Genomic DNA, 16,385 nt, shown 5'->3' with positions numbered 1-16,385 from the left:
GCATGAGCGACAACCATGATCGTGGCGTGCAGGTGCGCCGTGAGGTGATGGGCGACGCGTTCGTCGACCGCGCCCTGGGCAACGCCACCGAGTTCACCCAGCCGCTGCAGGATTTCGTCAACGAGCATGCCTGGGGCGGCGTGTGGACGCGCAGCGGCCTGCCGCGCGCGACCCGCAGCCTGATCACCCTGGCTGCGTTGACCGCGCTGAAATGCCCGCAGGAACTCAAGGGCCACGTGCGCGGCGCGCTGAACAACGGCTGCACCGTCGAAGAAATCCGCGAAACCCTGCTGCACTGTGCGGTGTATGCCGGCGTGCCGGCCAGCATCGACGCCTTCCGCGCGGCACAGGAAGTGATCGACGAGTACCAGGGCAACGCCTCGTAGGAGCTGGCTTGCCGGCGATCCGTTAATCGCCGGCAAACCGAACCCAGCTAGCAGGCCGCTGAAAAACGTAGGCGAGGCAGCCAGTGCAATACCGATGGCGGCCCCGCAAAAACAGCCGAAAAACGACCGGGGTCGCGTCCGACTTTACGTGTTGTAAATGAGCATTTTGATCGGACTCGCGCACGAGCCTGTTTTTAACGCAGCAATGGCAACGCAGGTAGTTTTTCAACAGCCTGCTAGATCCAGCCACCCCACTGCAGCAACAGCAGGCCAATATTGGTGGTGACCACCGCCGCCAGGGTGGTGATGACGATGATGGCCGCCGCCAGCTCGTGGTTGGCGCCCACCGCGCGAGCCATGACGAAGCTGGCCGCCGCCGTCGGGCTGGCGAAATAGAGAAACAGGATCGCCAGATCAGCACCGCGAAAGCCCAACAGCCAGGCGCCGAAGGTGCTCAGCAGCGGCAACCAGACCATCTTCATCATGCCCGAGCCGATGGCCGTGCCGCTGCTGCGGCGCAACGATGCCAGGCTCAGGGTGCCGCCAATGCAGATCAGCGCCAGCGGCAGGGTCATCTGCGCGAAATACTCGGCCGAGGTCAGGAACCACTGCGGCAACGGGATTTTCCAGTAGGCAATCGGTACCGCCAGCAGCACGCCAATGATCATCGGGTTGGTCACGATGCTGCGCGCGATGGCCTTGGCACCGGGTTTCACGCCCGGGCTGTAGATGGCCAGAACCACCGCCGAGAGCGCGTTGTAGCAGAGGATCACCAGTGCGGCGAGCAACGAGCCGACTGACAGGCCATAGTCACCGTACATGCTGGTGGCCAGTGCCAGGCCGACGATACCGTTGTTACCGCGGAAGGCCCCCTGGGTATAGATGCCACGATCCTCGAACGGCACCCGCCAGATCGCCCAGGCCCAGGCGACGAAGAACGACGCCACGGTGGCCAGGAAGAAGTAGGACAGCAGTTGCGGCTGCATGGCCGCATCCAGGTCCGCCTTGACCACACCGAGAAACAGCAGGGTCGGCATGGTGCCGCGAAACACCAGGCTCGAAGCGGTATCGATGAAGGGCGTATCGATCCAGCGCAGGCGTTTGAGTGCCACGCCGAGAAACAGCATGGCGAACACGGGCGCGGTGATGGCAAGGGTTTGTGCAGCGACGGCGAGCATGGCGACACCAGCAGGTTGTCTGACGACCTATGTTAGCTGGCTAAGCATTTATCTGCCACGGGCAAAAGCCGCGCAGTTGTAGGATGGGCCGGGCGGCGATCCGCTTTAGCCCACGCGAACCCGCGTTGATGAGCTCAAGCCCATCTTGCGGCCTGCCCCCCTGGTGGGCTGAAGCCCACCCTACGATACTGAAGCGGATCGCCGCCCGGCCCACCCTACGAGTCCAGGCATACCAAGGCTTAGCGCCGCACCGGGCGCTTCTGCAACTTGCGCTGCAGGGTGCGGCGGTGCATGCCCAGGGCACGGGCGGTGGCGGAGATGTTGCCCTCGTGTTCGGCCAGCACGCGCTGGATGTGCTCCCACTGCAGACGGTCCACCGACATCGGGTTTTCCGGCACCAGGCTGTCGAGGTCGGCATGCTCGGAAAGCAGCGCGGTGAGCACATCGTCGGCATCGGCCGGTTTGCACAGGTAGTTGGCCGCACCACGCTTGATCGCCTCCACCGCGGTGGCGATGCTGGAATAGCCGGTGAGGATCACCACACGCATCTCGGCGTCCAGCTCCAGCAGCTTGGGCAGCAGCACCAGACCGGAGTCGCCTTCCATCTTCAGGTCGACCACGGCGTAATCCGGCAGGTCGTCCTTGGCCAGGGCCAGGCCTTCTTCGGCGCTGGAGGCGGTGGATACGCGCAGACCGCGGCGGCTCATGGCACGCGCCATCACGCGGGTAAAGGTGGGGTCGTCATCGACCAGCAGCAGATGGGGCTGCTCTTCACCTTCGAACAGGGATTCGTCGCTCATGCTGGGTTTTCCTTGTCAGGCCACGCCATAGGCTCGCGGCAACTTCAATTCGGTGAGGGTGCCGCCTTCTTCATGGTTATACAACTTAACCGTGCCACCAGCACGGGTCACGCTGGCCTGGCTGAGGAACAGCCCCAGGCCGAACCCCTTGCCCTTGGTGGTGAAGAAGGGCCGCCCAAGCTGCTCGGCGATGGCCAGCGGCACGCCGGCGCCGTGATCGCGGATGCTCAGGCGCAGCCACTGGTGGTCCCAGTCCAGGCGAATGTCGAGTTTGTCCGGGCAGGCGTCGGCGGCGTTGTTGAGCAGGTTGAGCAGCGCCTGGGTGAGATCGGCCGGTGGCATGATGCGCGGTGGCGTGCCGCGGCCCAGGCATTGATAGCGGTAGCTGGCCTCGGGACGCATCAGGTGCCAGCGATTCAGCGTGGTTTCCAGCCATTCGACACAGGACTGCTCCACCACTGCCTGACGCCGATCGTTCTCGGCGGCGCGCACCAGTTGCTGCAGGGTGTACTTGCACAGCTTGACCTGCTCCTGCAGCAGGGCCAGATCATCCTGCAGCGCCGGCTTGTCGCGATACTCCTGGCGCAGCTCCTTGAGCAGCACGCTCATGGTACCCAGCGGCGTACCCAGTTCATGGGCGGCGCCAGCGGCCTGAGTGGCAACGGCCAGCAGTTGCTGGTCACGCAGGCTTTCCTCACGCCGTTCGGCGCGCAGCTCGTCCTGGCGGCGCAGCTCCTCGGCCATCTTGGCAACGAAGAACGTGATCAGCGCCGCAGACAGGGCAAAGCTCAGCCACATGCCATAAACCAGCAGGCTCTCACGTGCCGCGGGCAGCTCGAGCGGATGGGTCCACACCAACAGCAGGGTGTAACCGGCCAACGCCAGGCCTGCCAGGACGATGGTGAACATCCACGGCAGCGTTGCCGCGGCGATGGTCAGCGGCACCAGATAATAGGAAACGAAGGGGTTGGTCGAACCACCCGAGTAATACAGCAGCACGCTGTGGATGATCAGGTCGCAGCCCAGCTGCACGGCGTACTCGACTTCGGTCACCGGCCAGGGGCCACGCAAGCGCATGGCAGTACCCAGGCACAGCAGCAGAGAAACGCCGAGGGTGACCGACAATTGCAACCAGGGTAGCGGTAGCATGCCCGACTTGTAGGCGAGACCGACCGAGCCAGCCTGAGCGGCCAGCACCAGAATACGGATAAGGGTCAGACGCCAGAGATTCTGGCGACTGGCGGAGAGTAACTGCAAGGGTTCGAGCATGGCGACTCCATTGGTTGCGCCGAGTATAACCAAGCCTGGCGTGGCCTTCCGCCGCTGCGGCAACCGGACGCACACCTCACCAACGCCCTGGATGAAAAAAGTTGTAGCGGCGTTAACCCGGATCGCGACTCGCCTTCGTCTAACCTCGGGAACGGGCTTGCCGCGAGCGGCCTCCCGAATAATGAAAGCACGCAGCATGCCCTCCCTCATCCGGCGCTTCGCGCCACCTTGATCCACAGGGATGTGGTGAATGCAGAACTCCCGCCGGGAGCGGGAGCTGCCTCCCGGAGGGAGAAGGGCAGCAATGAGGGCGTCGCTACGCGACTTTCACGCTAAACGGCCAAAAGGCCATCGAAAAAGGAACCGCACCATGCGCACCATGACCCGTATCGCCACCGGCCTCGCTTTCACCGCTGCCAGCCTGGCCAGCACCGGCCTGCTGGCCGCCGAAGCGCGCTACAACCAGATCGCCCTGCGCGCCGAGGTCAATCAGGAAGTGGCACACGATCTGATGCACGTCACCCTCTATACCGAAGCGCAGCACAGCGACCCGGCCAAACTGGCCGCCGAGATCACCAACACCCTCAACAAGACGCTGGAGCAGGTGCGCCAGGTCCGTGGTGTTTCGGTCAAGCTCGGCAGCCGCCACAACTACCCGGTTTATTCTGAAAACAAGGGCGACGACAAGGGCCAGCAGATCAGCGCCTGGCGCGAGCGCGCCGAGGTGCGCCTGGAAAGCGCCGACTTCGTCCGGCTTTCCGCATTGACCGGTGAATTGCTGCAATCGATGAAGATGGCCGGCATGGATTTCAGCATCGCCACCGACACCCGCAAGAGCCGCGAAGATGCCCTGCTCAAGGACGCCGTGAATGCCTTCAGGGCACGCGCCCAGCTGGCCACCGAAGCGCTTGGCGGCAAGGGCTACAAGCTGGTCAGCCTGAACCTCAACACCGGTGGTTTCCAGCCGCCAATGGCCATGCGCAACTTCGAAGCCAAGGGCATGGCGATGATGGACGCAGCCCCCACGCCGCAAATCGAAGCCGGCACCAGCCAGGTCACGGTCAGCGCCGACGGCGTCATCGAAGTGCAGATGCCCTGAATCACGCTCCGCAACAAAGCAGCGCCGTTATCGGCAGATAACGGCTTTTTGCCATCTTTTCCCTGCAACTTTTTTCATAAATGCGGCAGCAAGTTAGAACACTGTAGCGCTAACCATTTTGCGCATGATGTAACGCTTGCCTCGGGCACAAGGCCTGCATAGTTTCGGCGGTGGTCTTCACAAGAGGCTCCTCAGGGATCAAAACCACAACAACGATGAGGTCATGATGCGCAAGAACGCCACTATCCAGGCTTTGCTTACCGCTGGGCTGATCGCCAGCGCCCCCCTCGCCAGCGCCACCAACCTGGCGTTCTGTTCCGAGGGCAGTCCTGCGGGCTTCGACCCCGGCCTGTACACCACCGGTACCGATTTCGACGCCGCTGCGGAAACCATCTTCAACCGCCTGACCCAGTTCGAGCGCGGCGGTACCAAGGTCGAACCTGGCCTGGCGCAAAGCTGGGAGGTCTCCGATGACGGCCTGGTCTACACCTTCAAGCTGCGCCCCGGGGTGAAGTTCCACGCCACCGAGTACTTCACGCCCAGCCGCACCTTCAACGCCGACGACGTGCTGTTCACCTTCGGCCGCATGATCGACAAGGATCACCCGTTCCGCAAGGCTTACCCCAGCGAGTTTCCCTACTTCACCGACATGGGCATGGACAGCAACATCGCCAAGCTGGAGAAGCTCGATGACCTGACCGTGCGTTTCACCCTCAACGAGGTGGACGCCGCCTTCGTGCAGAACCTGGCGATGAGCTTTGCCTCGATCCAGTCCGCCGAGTACGCAGACCAGTTGCTCAAAGCTGGCAAAGCCGCTGACATCAACCAAAAGCCCATCGGCACCGGCCCCTTCGTGTTCAGCCGCTACCAGAAGGACGCGGTGATCCGCTACAAGGGCAACCCGGACTACTGGAAGCCCGAAGACGTGAAGATCGACAACCTGATCTTCTCCATCAACACCGACGCCTCGGTGCGCATGCAGAAACTCAAGGCCGGCGAATGCCACGTGACCCTGTTCCCGCGCCCGGCCGACATCGCCTCGCTAAAGCAGGATGCCAAGCTGCAGGTGCCCGAGCAGGCCGGCTTCAACGTCGGCTACATCGCCTACAACGTCACCCACCCGCCGTTCGACAAACTGAAAGTGCGCCAGGCGCTGGACATGGCGGTGAACAAGCAGGCGATTCTCGACGCCGTTTACCAGAATGCCGGGCAGCTCGCGGTCAACGGCATGCCGCCGACCCAGTGGTCGTATAACGAAGACATCAAGGACCCGGCCTTCGACCCGGAAAAGGCCAAGGAGCTGCTCAAGGCTGCAGGCGTCAAGGAAGGTACCGAGATCACCCTGTGGGCCATGCCGGTACAGCGCCCATACAACCCCAACGCCAGGCAGATCGCTGAAATGCTGCAGGCCGACTGGGCCAAGATCGGCATCAAGGCACGCATCGTCAGCTACGAATGGGGCGAGTACCTCAAGCGCGCCAAGGCCGGCGAACACGACGCCATGCTGATCGGCTGGAGCGGTGACAACGGTGACCCGGACAACTGGCTCGGCACCCTCTATGGCTGCGACGCGGTCGACGGCAACAACTTCTCCAAATGGTGCTTCGAGGACTACGACAAACTGGTCAAGGCCGCCAAGCGCACCACCGACGTGGCCGAACGCACCGAGCTGTACAAGCAGGCGCAGGTGATCCTCAAGCGTGAGGTGCCGATCACCCCGCTGGCCCACTCCACCGTGTACCAGCCGATGCGCAAGGAAGTGCAGGACTTCCGCATCAGCCCGTTCGGCATCAACTCGTTCTATGGTGTAGGTATCGGCAAGTAACAAGCTGCATCGGCGCCCTGAAAGGGGCGCCGATTGCAGGACATTCAACCAGGAGTCACCATGCCTACCTTGCCCCTACTGCGCGGCAGTCTGCTGTTTGCCGCGCTGCTCGCTGCTCAGGCCCAGGCGGCCAACCTGGTGGTCTGCAGTGAAGCCAGCCCGGAAGGGTTCGACATCGTTCAATACACCGCAGCCACCACCGCCGATGCCACGGCGGAAACCCTGTTCGAACGCCTGGTGGCCTTCGCCCCTGGCAGCACCGAAATCGTCCCGGCATTGGCAGAAAGCTGGGAAATAGCCGATGACGGCCTGAGCTACACCTTCACCTTGCGCAAGGGGGTGAAATTCCACGCTAACAAGGATTTCACGCCAAGCCGCACATTCAACGCCGACGACGTGCTGTGGAGCTTCCAGCGCCAGCTCGATCCGGTTCACCCCTGGCACAAGCTGTCGCTGCGCGGTTTCCCCTATGCCGAGGCCATGGGCCTGGCGCAGTTGATCGAGCGCGTGGAAAAGCTCGACGAACACCGCGTGCGCTTCGTCCTCAAACATCCGGAGGCGCCCTTTCTGGCCAACCTGGCCATGGGCTTCGCCTCCATTTATTCGGCCGAATACGCCGACCATCTGCTCGCGGCAGGTACCCCGGAGCGGCTGAACAACGTGCCCATCGGCACCGGCCCTTTCATCTTCGAGCGTTACGCCAAGGACGCCCAGGTACGCTTTCGCGGCAACCCGGATTACTGGGGCGGCGCGCCGAAGGTCGAGCGCCTGATACTGGCCATCACCCCCGAGCCCAACGTGCGCCAGCAACGGCTCAAGGCCGGCGACTGTCAGATCGCCCTCTACCCACGCCCAGTGGACATCCCGGCGCTCAAGACCGACCCGCAACTGCAGATACTGGAGCTGGATTCGCTGCTGACCGCCTATATCGGCATCAACACCCGCCACCCACCGCTGGACGACGTACGCGTGCGCCAGGCGCTGAACCTGGCGTTCGACAAGGCCGCCTACATCCGTGCGCAATATGGCGAAGGCAACGCCACGCCGGCGGTGGCGCCCTACCCGGTTACCCTGTGGGGCCATGACGAAACGCTGCAGGACTGGCCGCACGATCCCGAGCGGGCGCGCCAGCTGCTGACCGAGGCCGGTCACGCCGATGGCTTCGCCCTGTCGATCTGGACACGCCCCGGTGGCGGGCCGACCAACCCCAACCCCGGTATCGGCGCGCAGATGCTGCAGGCCGATCTCGCCGCCATCGGCATTCGCAGCGACATTCGCGTGTTCGAGTGGGGTGAGTTGATCAAGCGTGCCAAAAACGGCGAGCACGACCTGGTGTTCATGGGCTGGGCCGGCGACAATGGCGACCCGGACAACTTCCTCACCCCCAACCTGTCCTGCGCCGCCGCCGAAAGCGGCGAGAACCAGGCGGGCTGGTGCGACAAGGCCTTCGATGCTCTGATTACCCAGGCCCGCCGCGAGCCCGAGCAGAGCAAACGCGCCGCGCTGTATCGCCAGGCCCTGGCGATCTTCCATGAGCAGGCGCCGTGGATTGCCCTCGCCCACCCCAAGCAGTTCGCAGCGCTGCGCAAGGGCGTCGAAGGCTTCGTGCTCAGCCCGATGGGCTCGAACAACTATTCCAGGGTGAACGCGCCATGAACGACCACGGTTCGATCCCTGATGGACAGCGCGTCCTAGTCAGACTTGGGCGCGGTTAGGCGCCCAGACCGAAGGGGTCGTCCACCGAATGACTGGGCTGGGTAAACCAGCGCGGGCCGTCGGCGCTCATGTAGAAGTGATCCTCGAGACGGATACCAAACTCGCCCGGCACACAGATCATCGGCTCATTGCTGAAGCACATGCCCTCGGCCAGCGGGGTGTCATCGCCGCCGACCAGATAGGGCCCTTCGTGAATGTCCAGGCCGATGCCGTGCCCCGTACGATGCGGCAAGCCAGGCAAGCTGTAACCAGGCCCAAGCCCTGCAGCCTCCAGGCTACGCCGCGCCGCCGCGTCCACCGACGAACAGGGCGCCCCCAGGATGGCTGCCTCGAACGCCGCCTGCTGCGCGGCTTTTTCCTTGTTCCAGAAGTCGCGCTGGCGCGCGCTGGGCGTGCCGAAAACGTAGCTGCGGGTGATGTCAGATAGGTAACTGTGCACCTTGCAGCCGGTGTCGATCAGCACCATGTCGCCGTCCTTGAGCCGCTGCGCGTGCTTGACCCCATGCGGAAAGGCACTGGCGGCACCGAACAGCACGATGCAGAAGATCGAGCCAGGCGCACCGACACGGCGATGCGCCTGGTGGATGAACTCGGCAACTTCGGTGGTGCTGATACCTTCATGGAGGATGCTCGCAGCCGCCTTGTGCACTTCCAGGGTCATGTCCTTGGCACGCTGCATCAGGGCGATTTCGGCTGGCGATTTGGATTGGCGACAGGCGGTGGTGATGCCCCCGGCATCGACGAAGCGATAACCGCTGGTCAGCTGGCGAATGCCTTCAAACATGAAAAAAGGCAAAGAAGAACAAAGACCTACCTTCGGCTGCGCACCATCATTGGGCAATATTCCCAGGCGTTTCAGGCAATCCAGAAGCAGCACATAGGGGCTTTCGTGCTCCTGCCAGGTATTGATCACGCCGGGCACCACCTGAAAGTCGCGCACCGTGCCTTCCTCGAACGCCGGAGCCAGATACTCCAGTGCGCCGCTGGCCGGCAGAATCGCACCGACCATACGTTCGCTGGCATGCCACTGCACACCGGTGAAGTACTGCAGGTTGCTGCCGGCAGCCAGAAACAGCGCGGCGATATCCTGCTCGCGCATCAACGCCTGAGCGCGGGCGATGCGCGTCTGGAATTCAGACTCAGTGATCGGCTGCGCGCCGGCCATCATGTTCTGCAGGCGCGCCAAGGCCTGCTCCGGCGTGCTGCCGCCCACTCCCAATGTCATCTGCGCATCCTCGTCTGGCGCCCACGACGAACATCGTCACCGGGCAATTCGTTGCGGCAAAATTTAAGTGCAACTTAAATTTCGGTCAAAGCTTTTTTCAGCTGGACTTAAAAAGCCCGCCCGCATCGGGCTGAAGTCCTGGCACCTCATGGGTATACTGCGCTGACCCGAACAGCGAGCCACCTCCATGACCGCAGATCGCATTGGCGAACGCTTGCGCCGCTACCGGCGGGCCGCCGGCAAGACCCTCAATCAGGTAGCCGCAGACGCCGGCCTGACCGCCAGCTTCCTGTCCCAGGCAGAACGCAACCTGACCGGCGTATCGCTATCGTCGCTAGCGAGCATCGCCAAGTCGCTCGATGTACCGCTCAACGTGTTGTTCGATCAGCCCACCCAGGCGCAGCCGGATTCTCATGTCAACGAGCGGGTGCGCTACACCGTAGGCGGCCAGCTGCTGGCCTACGAGCGCCTGTCCAGTTCATTTCCCGGTAACTCGATCAACGCGGTGAAGATGAACATTCCGGTGGGCTATCAGTCTGAACTGATCGCGCATGAAGGTGTGGAATTCTCCTACGTGCTCAGCGGGCAGATCGTCTACACCATCGAGGGGCGCGACTACCCCCTCGGCCCCGGCGACTCGGTGCATTTCGATGCCGGCAAGCTGCATCGCCTGGCCAATACCGCCGATGCCCCGGCCGAAGTACTGACCATGACCACCATGGCGCTTTTCGGCGATCACCCCGCCAGCGAGTGATTTTTTGCCCCAATTCAGGGCGAATATGCGCAATGTTAGTGCTGCTTAATTTTTGTTGACCGCAATTTCAGCATGACTTAATTTCGAGCCCGACCCGGTGGGCTACCCGCCTTCACCGCATACCGAGCTCGCGCTGCACCGAGGCGCGAACAAAAAGAAAAAAGAGGTTCGCATGCGTATGTCTCCCCTGTGCAAGGCCCTGCTTACCGCAGGACTGCTCACCAGTGCTTCGTTCGCCCACGCCAGCAACCTGGTGTATTGCTCCGAAGGCAGCCCGGGTGGTTTCGACCCCGGCCAGTACACCACCGGTACCGACTTCGATGCGGCCTCGGAAACCATCTTCAACCGCCTCGCCGAATTCGAGCGCGGCGGCACCAAGGCGCAACCGTCTCTGGCCACCTCCTGGGACATCAGCGAAGACGGCCTGACCTACACCTTCCACTTGCGCGAAGGGGTCAAGTTCCACACCACCGACTACTTCAAGCCGACTCGCGACTTCAACGCCGACGATGTGCTGTTCACCTATCAGCGCATGCTCGATCGCAACCACCCGTTCCGCCAGGCCTACCCCAGCGAGTTTCCCTACTTCACCGATATGGGCCTGGACAAGAACATCGCCAAGATCGAGAAGACCGACGACATGACCGTGGTCTTCACCCTCAACGCCGTCGACGCCGCATTCGTGCAGAACCTGGCGATGAGCTTTGCCGCGATACACTCGGCCGAATACGCCGACCAGTTGCTCAAGGCCGGCAAGGCCGCCGAGATCAACCAGAAGCCCGTCGGCACCGGCCCGTTCGTGTTCAGCCGCTATCAGAAGGACGCGGTGATCCGCTTCAAGGGCAACACCCAGTACTGGGCCCCGGAGCAGGTGAAGATCGACAACCTGATCTTCTCCATCAACACCGACGCCTCGGTGCGCGCCCAGAAGCTGCGCGCCGGTGAATGCCACGTCACCCTCAACCCGCGCCCTGCCGACCTGCAGAGTCTGCAGGCCGACAAGAATCTCAATGTACCGACCGAGCCTGGCTACAACGTCGGCTACATCGCCTACAACGTCACCCGCGCGCCGTTCGACAAACGCGAAGTGCGTCAGGCGCTGGACATGGCCGTGAACAAGGCGGCGATCATCGACGCCGTGTACCAGGGTGCCGGCCAACTGGCCGTGAACGGCATGCCACCGACCCAGTGGTCCTACGACGAGTCGATCAAGGATGCCGCCTACGACCCGGAGAAAGCCAAGGAGCTGCTCAAGGCCGCTGGCGTGAAGGAAGGCACCGAGATCACCCTGTGGGCCATGCCTGTGCAGCGGCCCTACAACCCCAATGCGCGGCTGATGGCCGAGATGCTGCAAAATGACTGGGCCAAGGTCGGCATCAAGGCGCGCATCGTCAGCTACGAGTGGGGCGAATACATCAAACGCGCCCATGCCGGTGAACACGACGCCATGCTGATCGGCTGGACCGGCGACAACGGTGACCCGGACAACTGGCTCGGCACCCTGTACGGCTGCGCCTCGGTAGACGGCAACAACTTCTCCAAGTGGTGCGACAGCGAATACGACAAGCTGGTGGTCGCCGCCAAGCGCGTCACCGACCAGGAGCAACGCAGCGAGCTGTATCGTCAGGCCCAGGTCGTTCTCAAGCGCGAAGTGCCGATCACGCCGATCGCTCACTCCACGGTCTACCAACCGATGCGCAGCAGCGTCGAAGGCTTCCAGATCAGTCCCTTCGGGCGCAACAGCTTCATCGGTGTCAGCAACAACTGATCGCCCGCTGCGCGACCGCCGTTGCGTGACCGCCCTTGAACGACGCCCCGGGCAAACGCCCGGGGCACGTCGTGATCGAACAGCTAACCTGCAACATGCGCGAAGGAATCGCCAGATTTCCAGGCTGCTCGATACCGTTCTGATTAGGAGTTACCCACCGCCATGCTGAGCTTCATTTCACGCCGCCTGGGCTTGCTGATCCCCACCTTCTTCGGCGTCACCCTGCTGACCTTCGCCCTGATCCGCCTGATCCCCGGTGACCCGGTGGAGGTGATGATGGGCGAGCGTCGCGTCGATCCGGAAATGCACGCTCAGGCCATGGAGCGCCTGGGGCTGAACAAGCCCCTGTATGCGCAGTATTTCGACTACATCGGTCAGCTCGCCAGCGGCAATCTGGGCGAGTCACTGCGCTCGCGTGAAAGCGTGTGGAAAGAGTTTCTCACCCTGTTTCCCGCCACCGTCGAACTGGCATTGGCCGCCCTGCTGTTCGCCGGCACTCTGGGGGTGATCGCCGGGGTAATCGCTGCACTCAAGCGCGGCTCGCTGTTCGACCACGGGGTGATGGGCATCTCGCTGGCCGGCTATTCGATGCCGATCTTCTGGTGGGGCCTGCTGCTGATCATGTTCTTCTCGGTTGGCCTGGGCTGGACGCCAGTATCCGGGCGTATCGACCTGCTCTACGACATTCCGCCGGTTACCGGCTTTATGCTGATCGACACCTTACTTAGTGACGAGCAAGGTGCCTTCGTCGACGCACTGCGCCACCTGATCCTGCCGGCCATCGTGCTCGGCACCATCCCCCTGGCGGTGATCGCGCGGATGACCCGCTCGGCCATGCTCGAAGTGCTGCGCGAGGACTACATCCGCACCGCGCGCGCCAAGGGCCTGTCGCCGACGCGGGTGGTCTTCGTGCATGGCCTGCGCAATGCCTTGATCCCGGTGCTGACCGTGTTCGGCCTGCAGGTCGGCGCCCTGCTGGCAGGCGCAGTGCTGACCGAAACCATCTTCTCCTGGCCGGGCATCGGCAAGTGGCTGATCGAAGCCATCGGCGCCCGCGACTATCCGGTGGTGCAGAACGGCATCCTGCTGATCGCCTGCCTGGTGATCCTGGTCAACTTCACCGTGGACATCCTCTATGGCCTGGCCAATCCACGTATTCGCCATCAGAAGTAAGGAAGGCGTGATGAATCGACAGACCCTAGGGTGTCGCGGAGCCGCCCAGGCCGTGCGCCCCAATAGCGGCGACCAACCATCGGTGCGCACAGCGCACCCTACCCAGGGGGTATGCCCATGACTGCAGCCACCAGCCTCGACCAGAGCCTGCTCTACCCCTCGCCGCTGAAAGAATTCTGGCAGGCCTTCAGCCACAACAAGGGCGCCGTCTGTGGCCTCGGCTTCATGCTGCTGATGGTGTTCTGCGCGCTGTTCGCCCCCTGGGTCGCGCCGCATCATCCCAGCGAGCAGTATCGCGATTTCCTGCTCACCCCGCCGGTCTGGCTGGATGGTGGTCAGTGGCGCTTCCTGCTCGGCACCGACGAGCTGGGCCGCGACCTGCTCTCGCGCCTGATCCACGGTGCACGCCTGTCGCTGCTGATCGGCCTGGCTTCGGTGGTGCTGTCGCTGATTCCCGGCATCCTGCTGGGCCTGGTTGCCGGTTTTTTCCCGCGTCTGCTCGGCCCCGGCATCATGCGCCTGATGGACATCATGCTGGCGCTGCCATCGCTGCTGCTGGCGGTGGCCATCGTCGCCATCCTCGGCCCAGGGCTGATCAACACCATTTTCGCCATCGCCATCGTCTCGCTGCCCTCCTACGTACGCCTGACCCGCGCGGCCGTGATGGGCGAGCTGAACCGCGACTACGTCACCGCTGCGCAACTGGCCGGCGCCAGCCTGCCCCGGCTGATGTTCTTCACCGTGCTGCCCAACTGCATGGCGCCGCTGATCGTGCAGGCCACCCTGAGCTTTTCCTCGGCGATTCTCGACGCCGCCGCGCTAGGCTTTCTCGGCCTCGGCGTACAACCGCCGACACCCGAGTGGGGCACCATGCTGGCCTCGGCGCGCGACTACATCGAACGCGCTTGGTGGGTGGTGACCCTGCCTGGCCTGGCGATTCTGCTCAGCGTGCTGGCGATCAACCTGATGGGTGACGGCCTGCGCGATGCCCTCGATCCGAAACTGAAGAACGCCATCTGAGGAGGCCCATATGCACAAGATGATCTCGGTGCGCATGGCGCACCACAGCTGCGCAGCGTGGACGGGAGAAGCATCGTCCATCCTACGCACGGAGGGCACCCGATGAGTCTGCTGGATATCCGCAACCTCTCCGTACGTTTCGGCGCGGCCGACGCCGTGCCGGTGGTCGACGGGCTCGATCTGAGTGTGGAAAAAGGTGAAGTGCTGGCCATCGTCGGCGAGTCCGGCTCTGGCAAGTCGGTGACCATGATGGCGCTGATGGGCCTGATCGACGCACCCGGCATCGTCCAGGCCGATTGCATGCAGTTCGACAGCACCGACATGCTGCGTCTGAAAGGTCGGCAGCGTCGGCGTATCGTCGGCAAGGACCTGTCCATGGTCTTCCAGGACCCGATGACCGCGCTCAACCCCAGCTACACCGTAGGCTTCCAGATCGAGGAAGTGTTGCATCAGCACCTCGGCCTGAAAGGCAAAGCGGCGCGCGCTCGCGCCCTGGAGCTGCTCGAAAGGGTCGAGATACCCGGCGCCGCCAGTCGCCTCGATGCCTACCCGCATCAGCTCTCCGGTGGCATGAGCCAGCGCGTGGCAATCGCCATGGCGATTGCCGCCGAGCCCAAGCTGCTGATCGCCGACGAACCCACCACCGCGCTGGACGTGACCATCCAGGCGCAGATCATGGAGCTGCTGCTGGATCTGCAGCGCGACCAGGGCATGGCCCTGGTGCTGATCACCCACGACCTGGCCGTGGTGGCTGAAACCGCTCAGCGCGTCTGCGTGATGTACGCCGGGCAAGCGGTGGAGCTGGGCCAGGTGCCGGCTCTGTTCGACGCCCCCAGTCATCCCTATACCGAAGCCTTGCTCAAGGCGATCCCCGAACACAGCGCCGGCGCCCACCGCCTGGCGACCCTGCCCGGTATCGTGCCCGGCCGTTATGACCGCCCACAGGGCTGCCTGCTGTCGCCACGCTGCCCGTACGTGCAGCCGCGTTGCCGCGACGAGCGCCCAACCCTGGACGCACACGAGCGAGGCGCCGCGCGCTGCTTCTTTCCTCTTGTACCCGCGGCGGAGGTGGCCTGATGAGCACCGTACTTCAAGCCCGTGAGCTGACCCGCCACTACAGCGTCTCGCGCGGCCTGTTCAAACCGGCAGCCTTGGTGCAGGCGCTCAACGGCGTGTCGTTCACGCTGGAGTCAGGCAGGACCCTGGCGGTGGTTGGCGAGTCCGGCTGCGGCAAGTCCACCCTGGCCCGCGCCCTGACCCTGATCGAAGAGCCCAGCGCCGGTAGCCTGCAGATCGCCGGACGGGAAGTGGCCGGCGCCAGCCATGCCGAGCGCAAACAACTGCGCCGCGACGTGCAGATGGTGTTCCAGAACCCCTACGCCTCGCTCAACCCGAGGCAGAAGATCGGTGACCAACTGGCCGAACCGCTGCTGATCAACACCAACCTGTCGCGTGCCGAACGCCGTGAGAAGGTGCAGGCGATGATGCAGCAGGTGGGGCTGCGCCCCGAGCACTACCAGCGCTACCCGCACATGTTCTCCGGCGGTCAGCGCCAGCGCATCGCCCTGGCCCGCGCCATGATGCTGCAGCCCAAGGTGCTGGTGGCGGACGAACCGACCTCGGCGCTGGACGTGTCGATCCAGGCGCAGGTGCTCAACCTGTTCATGGACCTGCAGGAGCAGTACCAGACCGGCTACGTGTTCATCTCGCACAACCTCGCCGTGGTGCGTCATGTCGCCGACGACGTGCTGGTGATGTACCTCGGCCGCCCGGTGGAGATGGGCGCGGCCGAGGCGCTCTACGCCCGCCCGCTGCACCCCTACACCCGTGCCCTGCTGTCGGCGACGCCGGCGATTCATCCCGATCCGGACAAGCCTCGGATGAAGATCAGCGGCGAGTTGCCCAATCCGCTGAACCCGCCATCCGGCTGCGCCTTCCACAAGCGCTGCCCGCATGCCGACGAACGCTGCCGCGGCGAACGCCCTGAGCTGCGCCTGATCGATGCGCGGCAGGTGGCCTGTCATCATGTGGAGCGGATCATCGATTGACCCCTGCAAGGGCCACGCAGGTCGCTAGTGTCTCGTCAACCATGGAGTATCGGTTCAGCGTCCGGCTTTCGTGGGAGGGGCTTTAGCCGCGAGCGACTTTGAATGCGCCAAAAGCGTCGCGGCT

At 63.6% G+C, this 16,385-nt stretch carries 14 protein-coding genes; 10 read left to right on the top strand and 4 right to left on the bottom strand.

Annotated elements, in window-relative coordinates; genetic code table 11:
* Positions 1 to 2 precede the first annotated feature (2 nt).
* Positions 3 to 386 carry a carboxymuconolactone decarboxylase family protein gene (locus BLT86_RS23855; RefSeq protein ID WP_092380026.1) on the top strand — a complete coding sequence of 128 codons (384 nt, stop codon included), beginning with the start codon at positions 3 to 5 and terminating at the stop codon, positions 384 to 386.
* A gap of 236 nt (positions 387 to 622) precedes the next feature.
* Here BLT86_RS23855 and BLT86_RS23850 read toward each other — a convergent pair whose 3' ends face one another.
* The 3 genes from BLT86_RS23850 to BLT86_RS23840 all read right to left on the bottom strand — a co-directional run bounded on the left by BLT86_RS23850 (position 623) and on the right by BLT86_RS23840 (position 3,633).
* On the bottom strand, positions 623 to 1,564 hold the full coding sequence (locus BLT86_RS23850) for an AEC family transporter (protein WP_092380024.1): 942 nt from the start codon (positions 1,562 to 1,564) through the stop codon (positions 623 to 625).
* Positions 1,565 to 1,803: 239 nt separating this feature from the next.
* Entirely contained in the window at positions 1,804 to 2,364 is a 561-nt protein-coding gene (locus BLT86_RS23845; RefSeq protein ID WP_004424835.1) for a response regulator transcription factor, read from the bottom strand.
* A gap of 15 nt (positions 2,365 to 2,379) precedes the next feature.
* Entirely contained in the window at positions 2,380 to 3,633 is a 1,254-nt protein-coding gene (locus tag BLT86_RS23840) for an ATP-binding protein (RefSeq protein WP_092380022.1), read from the bottom strand.
* Positions 3,634 to 4,003: 370 nt separating this feature from the next.
* On the opposite strand from BLT86_RS23840, the gene BLT86_RS23835 reads away from it, so the two are divergent.
* The 3 genes from BLT86_RS23835 to BLT86_RS23825 all read left to right on the top strand — a co-directional run bounded on the left by BLT86_RS23835 (position 4,004) and on the right by BLT86_RS23825 (position 8,213).
* Positions 4,004 to 4,732 (top strand): SIMPL domain-containing protein, encoded by a 729-nt coding sequence (locus BLT86_RS23835; protein ID WP_092380020.1) that lies wholly within the window; start codon positions 4,004 to 4,006, stop codon positions 4,730 to 4,732.
* A gap of 226 nt (positions 4,733 to 4,958) precedes the next feature.
* Positions 4,959 to 6,557 carry an ABC transporter substrate-binding protein gene (locus BLT86_RS23830; protein WP_092380519.1) on the top strand — a complete coding sequence of 533 codons (1,599 nt, stop codon included), beginning with the start codon at positions 4,959 to 4,961 and terminating at the stop codon, positions 6,555 to 6,557.
* A 60-nt stretch (positions 6,558 to 6,617) separates the two neighbouring features.
* On the top strand, positions 6,618 to 8,213 hold the full coding sequence (locus tag BLT86_RS23825; RefSeq protein WP_092380018.1) for an ABC transporter substrate-binding protein: 1,596 nt from the start codon (positions 6,618 to 6,620) through the stop codon (positions 8,211 to 8,213).
* Positions 8,214 to 8,268: 55 nt separating this feature from the next.
* On the opposite strand, the gene BLT86_RS23820 is transcribed toward BLT86_RS23825, so the two are convergent.
* Positions 8,269 to 9,498, bottom strand: a complete 1,230-nt coding sequence (locus BLT86_RS23820) for a M24 family metallopeptidase (protein WP_092380016.1) — start codon at positions 9,496 to 9,498, stop codon at positions 8,269 to 8,271.
* A gap of 187 nt (positions 9,499 to 9,685) precedes the next feature.
* Here BLT86_RS23820 and BLT86_RS23815 point away from each other — a divergent pair, with 187 nt between their 5' ends.
* From BLT86_RS23815 to BLT86_RS23790, 6 genes are all read left to right on the top strand, one after another.
* On the top strand, positions 9,686 to 10,252 hold the full coding sequence (locus BLT86_RS23815) for a cupin domain-containing protein (protein ID WP_021488045.1): 567 nt from the start codon (positions 9,686 to 9,688) through the stop codon (positions 10,250 to 10,252).
* Between the two features lie 178 nt (positions 10,253 to 10,430).
* On the top strand, positions 10,431 to 12,020 hold the full coding sequence (locus tag BLT86_RS23810) for an ABC transporter substrate-binding protein (RefSeq protein ID WP_376738808.1): 1,590 nt from the start codon (positions 10,431 to 10,433) through the stop codon (positions 12,018 to 12,020).
* Between the two features lie 162 nt (positions 12,021 to 12,182).
* Positions 12,183 to 13,193 carry an ABC transporter permease subunit gene (locus BLT86_RS23805; protein ID WP_017678895.1) on the top strand — a complete coding sequence of 337 codons (1,011 nt, stop codon included), beginning with the start codon at positions 12,183 to 12,185 and terminating at the stop codon, positions 13,191 to 13,193.
* 117 nt (positions 13,194 to 13,310) lie between these two features.
* Positions 13,311 to 14,213 (top strand): ABC transporter permease subunit, encoded by a 903-nt coding sequence (locus BLT86_RS23800; RefSeq protein ID WP_004424851.1) that lies wholly within the window; start codon positions 13,311 to 13,313, stop codon positions 14,211 to 14,213.
* A 102-nt stretch (positions 14,214 to 14,315) separates the two neighbouring features.
* On the top strand, positions 14,316 to 15,290 hold the full coding sequence (locus BLT86_RS23795) for an ABC transporter ATP-binding protein (protein WP_017678894.1): 975 nt from the start codon (positions 14,316 to 14,318) through the stop codon (positions 15,288 to 15,290).
* Positions 15,290 to 16,261 carry a peptide ABC transporter ATP-binding protein gene (locus BLT86_RS23790; protein ID WP_017678893.1) on the top strand — a complete coding sequence of 324 codons (972 nt, stop codon included), beginning with the start codon at positions 15,290 to 15,292 and terminating at the stop codon, positions 16,259 to 16,261. Before BLT86_RS23795 ends, BLT86_RS23790 begins: the two co-directional genes overlap by 1 nt.
* The last annotated feature ends 124 nt before the right edge of the window (positions 16,262 to 16,385 follow it).

Origin of the sequence: Pseudomonas sihuiensis, from assembly GCF_900106015.1 — a bacterium.
Taxonomy (GTDB): Bacteria; Pseudomonadota; Gammaproteobacteria; order Pseudomonadales; family Pseudomonadaceae; genus Aquipseudomonas; species Aquipseudomonas sihuiensis.
Note: the sequence above shows the minus strand (reverse complement) of the source record. Positions and strands in the feature narration are given on the sequence as shown.

Coding starts and splice junctions, on each gene's coding strand:
- BLT86_RS23855 (WP_092380026.1), top strand. CDS start 3: ATGAGCGACAACCATGATCGTGGCGTGCAGGTGCGCCGTGAGGTGATG.
- BLT86_RS23850 (WP_092380024.1), bottom strand. CDS start 1,564: ATGCTCGCCGTCGCTGCACAAACCCTTGCCATCACCGCGCCCGTGTTC.
- BLT86_RS23845 (WP_004424835.1), bottom strand. CDS start 2,364: ATGAGCGACGAATCCCTGTTCGAAGGTGAAGAGCAGCCCCATCTGCTG.
- BLT86_RS23840 (WP_092380022.1), bottom strand. CDS start 3,633: ATGCTCGAACCCTTGCAGTTACTCTCCGCCAGTCGCCAGAATCTCTGG.
- BLT86_RS23835 (WP_092380020.1), top strand. CDS start 4,004: ATGCGCACCATGACCCGTATCGCCACCGGCCTCGCTTTCACCGCTGCC.
- BLT86_RS23830 (WP_092380519.1), top strand. CDS start 4,959: ATGCGCAAGAACGCCACTATCCAGGCTTTGCTTACCGCTGGGCTGATC.
- BLT86_RS23825 (WP_092380018.1), top strand. CDS start 6,618: ATGCCTACCTTGCCCCTACTGCGCGGCAGTCTGCTGTTTGCCGCGCTG.
- BLT86_RS23820 (WP_092380016.1), bottom strand. CDS start 9,498: ATGACATTGGGAGTGGGCGGCAGCACGCCGGAGCAGGCCTTGGCGCGC.
- BLT86_RS23815 (WP_021488045.1), top strand. CDS start 9,686: ATGACCGCAGATCGCATTGGCGAACGCTTGCGCCGCTACCGGCGGGCC.
- BLT86_RS23810 (WP_376738808.1), top strand. CDS start 10,431: ATGTCTCCCCTGTGCAAGGCCCTGCTTACCGCAGGACTGCTCACCAGT.
- BLT86_RS23805 (WP_017678895.1), top strand. CDS start 12,183: ATGCTGAGCTTCATTTCACGCCGCCTGGGCTTGCTGATCCCCACCTTC.
- BLT86_RS23800 (WP_004424851.1), top strand. CDS start 13,311: ATGACTGCAGCCACCAGCCTCGACCAGAGCCTGCTCTACCCCTCGCCG.
- BLT86_RS23795 (WP_017678894.1), top strand. CDS start 14,316: ATGAGTCTGCTGGATATCCGCAACCTCTCCGTACGTTTCGGCGCGGCC.
- BLT86_RS23790 (WP_017678893.1), top strand. CDS start 15,290: ATGAGCACCGTACTTCAAGCCCGTGAGCTGACCCGCCACTACAGCGTC.